At 74.5% G+C, this 8972-nt stretch carries 8 protein-coding genes; 1 reads left to right on the top strand and 7 read right to left on the bottom strand.

Annotated features, from left to right (window positions below):
• Positions 1-377 precede the first annotated feature (377 nt).
• Both AC0CYZ_RS03135 and AC0CYZ_RS03130 read right to left on the bottom strand, forming a co-directional pair.
• On the bottom strand, positions 378-1916 hold the full coding sequence (locus AC0CYZ_RS03135) for a multicopper oxidase family protein (protein WP_472212257.1): 1539 nt from the start codon (positions 1914-1916) through the stop codon (positions 378-380).
• 32 nt (positions 1917-1948) lie between these two features.
• The gene (locus tag AC0CYZ_RS03130) at positions 1949-2419 is read right to left on the bottom strand and encodes a hypothetical protein (protein WP_472212255.1); all 471 of its coding nucleotides are present in this window, start codon (positions 2417-2419) and stop codon (positions 1949-1951) included.
• A 235-nt stretch (positions 2420-2654) separates the two neighbouring features.
• On the opposite strand from AC0CYZ_RS03130, the gene AC0CYZ_RS03125 reads away from it, so the two are divergent.
• Complete coding sequence (locus AC0CYZ_RS03125; protein WP_472212253.1) at positions 2655-2984, top strand: PASTA domain-containing protein; 330 nt, start codon at positions 2655-2657, stop codon at positions 2982-2984.
• 68 nt (positions 2985-3052) lie between these two features.
• Here the strand turns inward: AC0CYZ_RS03125 and AC0CYZ_RS03120 are convergent, their stop codons facing one another.
• From AC0CYZ_RS03120 to AC0CYZ_RS03100, 5 genes are all read right to left on the bottom strand, one after another.
• The gene (locus AC0CYZ_RS03120; RefSeq protein ID WP_472212251.1) at positions 3053-3358 is read right to left on the bottom strand and encodes a Dabb family protein; all 306 of its coding nucleotides are present in this window, start codon (positions 3356-3358) and stop codon (positions 3053-3055) included.
• Positions 3359-3363: 5 nt separating this feature from the next.
• Complete coding sequence (locus tag AC0CYZ_RS03115; protein ID WP_472212249.1) at positions 3364-4377, bottom strand: GDP-mannose 4,6-dehydratase; 1014 nt, start codon at positions 4375-4377, stop codon at positions 3364-3366.
• A gap of 134 nt (positions 4378-4511) precedes the next feature.
• Positions 4512-5510, bottom strand: a complete 999-nt coding sequence (gmd, locus tag AC0CYZ_RS03110; RefSeq protein ID WP_472212247.1) for a GDP-mannose 4,6-dehydratase — start codon at positions 5508-5510, stop codon at positions 4512-4514.
• 30 nt (positions 5511-5540) lie between these two features.
• Positions 5541-7058, bottom strand: coding sequence for a sugar transferase (locus AC0CYZ_RS03105; RefSeq protein ID WP_472212245.1), 1518 nt, complete (start codon positions 7056-7058; stop codon positions 5541-5543).
• 334 nt (positions 7059-7392) lie between these two features.
• Positions 7393-8972: transglycosylase domain-containing protein (locus tag AC0CYZ_RS03100; protein ID WP_472212244.1), on the bottom strand; the 1580-nt coding region annotated here is incomplete at its 5' end.

The following is an 8972-nucleotide window of genomic DNA, read 5'->3' as shown; positions in this document are numbered from 1 at the left end:
CGACCCGGGCACACGCCTGCCCATGATCCAGACCCCGCAACCGAGCCCGCCAGAACTCCCGCACCCGCGACCGCGACACCGCACCCGCCATCACACACCCGCTCCCAGACAGGGTGTTGCGACAGACCCTTGAATCCGCCGGCCGCAGAGCCTGCCCCACGTGCTGATGATCACCGGGAGGGTGGGCCTGCTCCCGACGACGGGCACACCACGCAGCTCGCGGCGCTCCGCGACATGCTCGGTGTGCCCGTGATCAACGACCGGGGGGCGGCGGGACCCGTGAGGGCCGGGCGGACGCCGAGCCCGACGACGGGGCTTGACTGCCACTGGCTGCAAGCGTCGACGCTTCGCTGGCACCACCGGAGGGGGCGCCCGACCTACTCCGGGTCGTTCGGGGTGTCCGCGCCGGCCCGGTACGGCGTCGTCACGCCCTCGTACATCAGGTGCGCGACCAGGCCCTGCTTCGGGTGGGCGAGGTTGTGGCAGTGGTCCATCCACAGGCCGGGGTTGTCGGCGACGAAGGCGATGTCGAACGTCGCGCCGTCGGGGACGTCGAGCGAGTCGACCCACCAGGGGCTGCCGGTCGCGGGCACGCCGTCGCGGGCGAGGACCACCGCGTGGTGCCCGTGCAGGTGCATCGGGTGGACCTCGCCGGAGGTGTTGGCGATCCGCATCCGCACCACGTCGCCCTCACGGACCATGAACATCGGCACGTCGGGGTAGAGGTGGCCGTTGATCGTCCAGTAGAGGCCCGGGACCCCGTCGATGAAGCCGGGACGCCGGCCGATGGCGTAGTCGAAGACGCGGGTCGGGGTGGAGGGGTCGAAGCCCAGGGTCGAGGGGTCGAGCGTCGTCGGGGCGCCGTAGGTCAGGAGGTCGACCACAGCCGACGGCGCGGGAGCCGGCGGCGTCGTGGGGTTCCCGACGACGACCGCGACCCCGCCGAGCTCGATCCGCGCCGGGGCGGTGACCTCGAGGTCGGCCCGCCCGCCCGCGGTCACCTGCGTCGCGGCCCCGACCACCGGCGTGGGACCGCGGACGTCGGTGCCGTCGACGGCGAGGACGCGGTACGGCGAGGCCGACCACGCCCGCATCGGGCCGCTGTCGGTGTTCGTCACCCGGACGCGCACGACGCTGCCGGGCGCAGCCGGGACCCGCAGGTCGCCCCCGATGCCGGCGACGGTGCGCCGGCCGTCGTAGAGGTGCACGAGCGCGGAGACGTCGGTCGGTGACGGCGCGGCCGAGGTCCCGCGCGGCACGACGACGAGCGCACCGAAGAGCCCGCCGCGGACCTGCTCGTCGGCGACCTGGTGCGAGTGGTACCAGAAGCTGCCGACCTGCTCGGCGCGGAACCGGTAGACGAACTCGCCGCCCGGCAGGACCGCGTCCTGGGTGACGCCCGCGACGCCGTCGTCGGCGTTCGGGACGTCCACGCCGTGCCAGTGGAGGGTCACCCCGCGGGGCACGTCGGCGTTGACCAGCCGGACCCGGACCGTCTGGCCCGCCACCGCGCGGATCTCGGGCCCCGGCGTGACGCCGTTGAGGGTGTAGCCGGTGACGACCTGGCCGCCGGCGAGCCGCACGGTCTGCGCGCGGGCGACGAGCGTGACGTCGACGTCGGCCGGCCCGTCGGGCAGACGCAGGGTGTCGACCGGGCGCCCCGTCATCCCCGCCATCCCGGCGTGGTCCATGAGCGGCGGACCGCCGCCGTCGTCGGGATAGCCCATGTCGGTCACCGACCAGGTGCCCGACGGCAGGCTCGCGGCCCAGAACCAGGCGACCGGCGCGAGGACGACCAGCGCGGCGAGGACGGCGACGAGCGTCCGACGGTGCCGCCGCCCGCGGCGGACGGGCGCGGGCGGGGGCGCGAGCGGCGGCGGCCCGCCCACGGGGCGGGCGTCGTCGGTCCCGAGCACGTCCGTCCTCCCGCGCCTCGTCCCGGAGCCGCTCAGACCGCGGCGTGCGTGCCGGTGGACGTAGCGGAGTCCGTGCCGACCGGCGAGCCCGAGGCCTTCCGGGCCGCGACGAGCGCGACCACGAGCAGGACGAGCGCGACGGCGCCGTGGAGCATCCCGAGCGCGGGCACCGTGTGAGCGAAGATCCCGAGCGCGACCTGGACGATCACCGTGCCGAACGCGGCCCCCGCCCAGGCGACGGCGCCCGGGAACCGGGCGAAGAACGACACGACGAAGAAGATCAGCCCGATGGCCGGGACGATCATCTGGCCGTTGAGGCCGTGGACCATGAAGCCGGTGACGCCGTCGAAGACCGTCGCGTCGCTCTCCAGACCGGCCTTGTCGAGGACGCCGCCGTTCTCGATCCACGTCGAGAGACCGAAGACGGCCCAGGCGATCGCGGCGGCCTGCACGACGACCTCGAGGGCGAGCAGATAGGCCAGGACTCGGTAGGTGGCGCGCATCGGGACTCCCCCGGATTCTCACGAACTGTGGTGGTCGCGCGGCCACCCCAGGACTCCTGGCCCAGTGCCAGCGCGGCGGCCCCGCGTGGTGGTGACTCTAAGTCCTTATTGTGATGATGGTCTTAACCATTTCGGGTGATGCTGTCGGGCCATGCTGGTGTGCGCGAACAGTGAGATGCGACGCGTGCGGCGGGCACCGCCCTTGGGCTCGAGGCCGGATGGGTACCGTCGAGGTATGGCCGACAGCCTCACCGACACGACCACGGTCCCGGAGCTCGTCGGGCTCGCCGCCGCCGACGCCCACGACGCCGCCCTCGACGCGCGACTCCTGGCCGTCCCGAAGAACGCGGCCCACACCGGGGCCGGACGCAGCACCGTCACCAACCAGCGCCCACGCGCGGGCGCCTCCGCCACCCCGGGCGACACGATCTCGATCTGGGTCGACGACCCGGCCGCGGGCCCCTCCTCCGAGGAGGGCCCCGACGACGACGGGTCCGGCGGCGGGGGCGGCGGCTCGCGCGTCCCCGAGGGTCCGAAGCCCACGCCGACCGCCGGCGCCGCGTAGGTGGCCTTCGGCCCTGTGAGCACTAGTCCGTCCTATGACACGGACTAGTGCTCACGAGCCGCAGGCACCTAGTGGGCGAACTGCAACCCCGACCGCACGGCGACCCGCGGCGCGATGTGCTCGCTGATGATCGCCCGGTGCTCCGGGTGGTCCCGGTAGCGCTCGTAGGCCTCCTGGTCGGCGAACGTCGCCGACACCCCGTACGCGGCGTTGCCCGCCGCGAGGCCGAGGTCGCGGCCCGCCTGCCACGACTCGAGGCCCTCGAGCCCCTCCCCGCGGTCGATCCAGGCCCGCAGGCGGGCGTGGATGTCGTCGACGATCTCCGGGGTGGTGTCGTCGTTCCAGGTGAACGTGACGACGTGCGTGACGGCCATGCCCGTCATCCTGCCAGCGACGTCATCCCCGTCGCCGGGCCCTCGAGGACCGACAGCTCCGCGTCGACCAGGATGCGGGCGAGCTCGGGCACGAACGTGCGCGGCCGCCAGCCCAGCTCCCGCGCCGCCCGCGACGGGTCGCCCACCAGGACGTCCACCTCCGCGGGCCGCACCAGCCGCTCGTCGAAGCGCACGTGCCGGGTCCAGTCCAGCCCGACGTGCGCGAAGCACGCCCGTGCGACGTCCTCGACGGTGTGCGCGGTGCCGGTCGCGAGGACGTGGTCGACGGGCTCGTCGGCCTGCAGCATCGCCCACATGCCCTCGACGTACTCCGGGGCGAAGCCCCAGTCGCGGACCGCGTCGAGGTTCCCGAGCGTCACGTGGCGCCCGCGGCCGAGCGCGATCCCGGCGGCCGCGCGCGCGATCCGGCGGGTCACGAAGGACGGCGCGCGCCGCGGCGACTCGTGGTTGAACAGGATGCCGTTCACCGCGTGCAGGCCGTGGACCTCGCGGGCCGCGCGGACGGCCCAGTAGGCGGTCACCTTCGCCAGCGCGTGCGGCGACCGCGGCCGGAGCGGGCTGTCCTCGTGCTGCGGCGACGGGGAGTCGCCGAACATCTGCGCCGAGGCCGCGTGGAAGAACCGCAGGTCCAGGTCGATCAGCCGGACCGCCTCGAGCAGCCGGATCGTGCCGAGCCCGGTCACGTCGGCGGCCGACTCGGGCTGGGCGAACGACGCGGCGACGTCGGTCTGCGCGCCCAGGTGGTACACCTCGTCGGGCGCGATCTCGGACAGCAGCGAGACCAGCCGGGAGGAGTCGGTGAGGTCGCCCTCGTGCAGCACCAGCCCGCCGCGTCCCTCGTAGGGGTCGGCGAGCAGGTGGTCGACGTGGGTGGTGGCGCCGGCGGACACCCGCCGCGCCAGCCCGTGCACCTCGTAGCCCTTCCCCAGCAGCAGCTCGGCCAGGTACGAGCCGTCCTGTCCGGTGACGCCGGTGACGAGCGCGGTCGGTCTGCTCACGTCGGTTCCTCTCTCGCGATCGGGCCCGGGGTACGCCCTCCCGGTGGGCCGGGCGCACCTCTCCCGGGACGTGGGGCCGGGGGCCGCGTGTCGCGACGCCCAGGGGATTCACCCGTGCGGGGTCTCGCGCCCGCTCAGGACGGGGCCGGCACGCGCGCGCCGGTGTGCTCGGAGAGGTCGGCGTCGACCATGATCTTCGCGAGCTGCTCGGGCATCGTCCGTGCCTGCCAGCCCAGGGCCGCGCGGGCCTTGGAGGCGTCCCCGATGAGCGCGTCGACCTCGGTGGGGCGCAGGTAGGTCTCGTCGAAGCGCACGTGCTCGCGCCAGTCCAGTCCGACGTGGCCGAAGCAGTACTCGACCCACTGCCCGACCGTGGTGGCGGTGCCCGTCGCGAGGACGTAGTCGTCGGGGGTGTCGGCCTGCAGCATCCGCCACATGCCCTCGACGTACTCCGGGGCGTAGCCCCAGTCGCGGACCGCCTCGAGGTTGCCCAGGTGCACGGTGCGGTCGAGGCCGAGCGCGATCCGCGCGGCCGCCCGCGCCACCTTGCGGGTCACGAAGGTCTCCCCGCGCCGCGGCGACTCGTGGTTGAACAGGATGCCGTTGACGGCGAACAGGCCGTGCGCCTCGCGGTAGTTGCGGGCCATCCAGTACCCGTAGACCTTGGCCGCGCCGTACGGCGAGCGCGGGTAGAACGGCGTGTCCTCGGACTGCGGCGGTGGGGTCGCCCCGAACATCTCCGACGACGACGCCTGGTAGTAGCGGGTGTCGAGGCCGACCATCCGGATCGCCTCGAGCAGCCGCGCGGTCCCGAGGCCGGTCGTGTTGCCCGTGAACTCCGGCTCGTCGAACGAGACACGCACGTGCGACTGCGCGGCCAGGTGGTAGACCTCGTCGGGCCGGACCTTCTCCAGCAGCGTCACCAGCCGCGAGGAGTCGGTGAGGTCGCCGTAGTACAGGACGAGGCGCTGGTCGGGCTCGTGCGGGTCCTGGTAGAGGTGCTCGATCCGGCCGGTGGTGAAGGTCGACGAGCGGCGCACGACGCCGTGCACCTCGTAGCCCTTCGCGAGCAGCAGCTCGGCGAGGTAGGAGCCGTCCTGCCCGGTGATGCCGGTGACGAGGGCGCGCTTCATACGGGTCTCCCGATCGGTTCGGTGGCGGGTTCAGTACGCGCCGCGGCCGGTGACGACGGCGGCGACGGTGCGGGCGAGGATGTGGATGTCGAGGCCGGGCGACCAGTTCTCGACGTAGCGCAGGTCGAGGCGCACCGTCTCCTCCCACGAGAGGTCGGAGCGCCCGGACACCTGCCAGAGCCCGGTCATGCCGGGCCGCACGAGCAGCCGGCGGCGGGCGTCGTCGGCGTACTGCGCCACCTCGGCGGGCAGCGGCGGCCGCGGCCCCACCAGGGACATCGAGCCGGTGACGACGTTGAACAGCTGGGGCAGCTCGTCGAGCGAGGTGCGCCGCAGCAGCGCGCCGACCCGGGTGACGCGGGGGTCGCGGCGCATCTTGAACAGCGGCCCGGCGCCCTCGTCCGCGTCGGTGGCGACCAGGTCCTCGCGCCGGCGCTCGGCGTCGACCACCATCGACCGGAACTTGACCATGGCGAACGTCGTGCCGTCCCGGCCCACGCGCTGCTGGCGGAAGAACACCGGGCCGCGGTCGTCGACGACGAGCGCGACGGCGACGGCGAGCAGCACCGGCGAGAGCACCAGGACCGCCGCGGCGGCCACCACCCGGTCCACGACCGACTTCCACACCCAGCCCGCGCCGCGGAACGTCGGCTGGGTCAGGCGGATCATCGGCAGCCCGTCGACGGGGGTCATGTGCAGGCGGGGTCCGGCGACCTCCATGAGGCCGGGGTCGACGACGAGGTCGAGGTCGGTGCCCTCGAGCGCCCACGCGAGCTGGTGCAGCCGACGGCCGGTCCACCCGGGGGCCGCGCCGACGGCGACGACCTCGACGCCCGGCCACGCGGTGCACGCGGCGACGTCGTCGAGGTCCCCGATCACCGGCACGCCCGCGCAGTCGCCCCGCCCGGCCGGGGTGCACGCGGCGACGACCGTCCAGCCGTGCTCGGGGGCGCGGCGGGTGCGCGCCACGAGGTCGGTGACCGACTCCGCCGAGCCGACCGCGAGGACGCCGACGAGGCCGACCCCGCGACGCCGGCGGCGGTGGCGGACGATCCGGCCGAGCCCGCGGCCGGCGAGGACGGCGAGGACCGCGACCGGCAGCACGACCAGCGTGATCGGCTGGAGGCGGTAGTCGCGCAGGGCGACCTCGGTGAGCGCCAGCACGAGCAGGGCGCCGGTGCCCGCCTGCACGACGCGGCCGTACTCGAGCCCGCCCGTCGCGACGACGGCCGGGGCCCAGCTGCGCCCGAGGGCGAGGGACGTGCCCAGCAGCGCGACCAGGGCCACGACGACGACCGCGCCGTCGAGCGGGTGGGCGGTGCCGAACCACGGGAGCACGGCGACGCCGAGGGTGCCGACCGCCGCGACGAGTGCGAGGTCGGTCGCCACGACGACCCGGGAGACGGTGCGGCGGGAGCGCGGGCCCGGCGCCGACCCGGGCGACGTCGCCGCCCGCGCGGGGCCGGGCGCACCGGGGCCGGGCGCACCGGGGCCGACCGTGGTCGCCACCGGAGCCCTCCGGGGCGGGGTGGGCCGGATGCTGGTCACCGGCGATCACCTCGTCTCTGCCGATCGGGGCGCGCGGGACGGCGCGCTCACCCCAGCATCGAGCGACCGACCGAGAGCGCTACGCCGTTCGGCGGAGCTCGCAGCGCGGTACGACGCGCGGATCGATCGTGGGCAATCACATTTCGTACTCGTGCCGCCACGCTGCGCAGAGCAGGGCGACCGACAGGACGGACCGACGCCACGGACGACCCACCCTGTCGCCGTCCGGCCCCGGTGCCACCCGATCGGATGATCTGCGGGCCCGCGACCTTGACGTGGGCCGCCGGCGGCGTTGCCCGATCGTGGGCCGGGTCGATCCCACCCGATCGGGTGATCAGCTCGAGGGTGGTGCGGGCGGGGCCGCGACCTTCCCGGTGGAGGACACCAGCGTGATCGTCTGCCCCTGGATCGCCTGCCCGCTCCCGCCGGCCGGGGTCTGGCCCACGACGGTGCCCGCGGGTGCCCGGTTGTCGACCGTCGACGTCGCGACGACGAAGCCGGCGTCACGCAGGGCGGCGGTGGCCGCGTCGAGGGGCTGGCCGATCTCCTGCGGGACGGCGAGGCGGTTGCCGCCGGTCACGTACCGCGGGTCGGTCGGGGGCAGCGGGAGGATCGGCTGGCCGGCGAGGAACTGGTTCATCGCCTGGTAGAAGGTCTGCGCCGGGGTCTCGCCACCGAACAGGTTGCCGGTGGAGCAGCTGGTCGGCGGGGTGCCGTTGCAGATCGGGCGGGGGCGTGACGAGTCGTCGAACACGATCGACGCCGCCGAGACCTGGGGCGTCGCGCCGACGAAGGCACCCGACTCGGACGTCTCGGTCGTCCCCGTCTTGGCCGCCGTCGGCCGGTTCCACTTGGCGTTGCCCGCCGCGGCCGCGGAGGTCCCGCCGGGCTGGTCGTCCTTGGACATGCCGGTCATCAGCGTGTCCGCGAGCGGCGCGGGCAGGGCCTGGCGGCACGCCGTCGACGGGATCGTGACGGGCGAGCCGGTGGCGTCGGTGACCGAGACGATCGGGTCCGGCGGGCACCAGGTGCCGTGCGAGGCGAGCGTGGCGTCGACGTTGGCCAGCTCGAGGGGGCTCGTGGGCGTCGGGCCGAGGGTGAACGAGGCCTGGTTCTGGGCCTTCATCGTGTCCGCGAGCGACGGCCCGCCGGGCTCGGTGGGCTTGGCCAGCGACGTCATGCCGAGGTTCACGGCCATGTCGACGACCGGGGCGACCCCCGTCGTCTCCTCCAGCTTCACGAACAGCGTGTTCGGCGACTGCGCGAGCCCGTCCTGCAGGGTCAGCTGCCCCGGGTAGTTGCCGTCGTTGGCGACGACGAAGCCGGGGCTCAGCGGCGAGGCGTACCCGCTCGGCGGGATCGGGAGGACGTTGGCGATGCCCCCGCCGCCCATCAGGTAGGTCGCCGAGGTGAAGATCTTGTAGACGGACCCGGCGCCCAGGTTCTCCGGCTCGGCCGGCAGGTCGTAGGTGGTCTGGCCCTGCGAGGCGTCGAGGCCGTAGCTGCGGTTCGCGGCCAGCGCCAGGACCGGGTGGTTGGTGGCGCCCGGCGCCACGACGGCGAGGGTGTCCGCCACGTGCGGCTGGGTCGGCGGCACCTGGGCGTCGACGGCCTGCTTCGCCGCGGCCATCGCGGCCGGGTTCAGCGTCGTCTTCACCGTGTAGCCGCCCGCACGCAGCTGCCCCTGGGTGATCCCGGCCTGGTCGAGGTAGTCGAGCACGTAGGTGCAGAAGAACCCGTCGGGGCCGGCGCCCACGCAACCGTTGGCCACCCCGTGCAGCGGGGCCTGCACGCCGAGCGGAGACGCCGCCGCGGCGGCGGCCTGCTCGGGGCTCAGCTCACCCTGCTGGCGCATCTGGTCGATGACGACGTTGCGGCGGCCGGTGGCGGCCTGGGGGTGGTTGATCGGGTCGT

It is taken from the genome of Actinomycetospora sp. (assembly GCF_055612215.1).
Note: the sequence above shows the minus strand (reverse complement) of the source record. Positions and strands in the feature narration are given on the sequence as shown.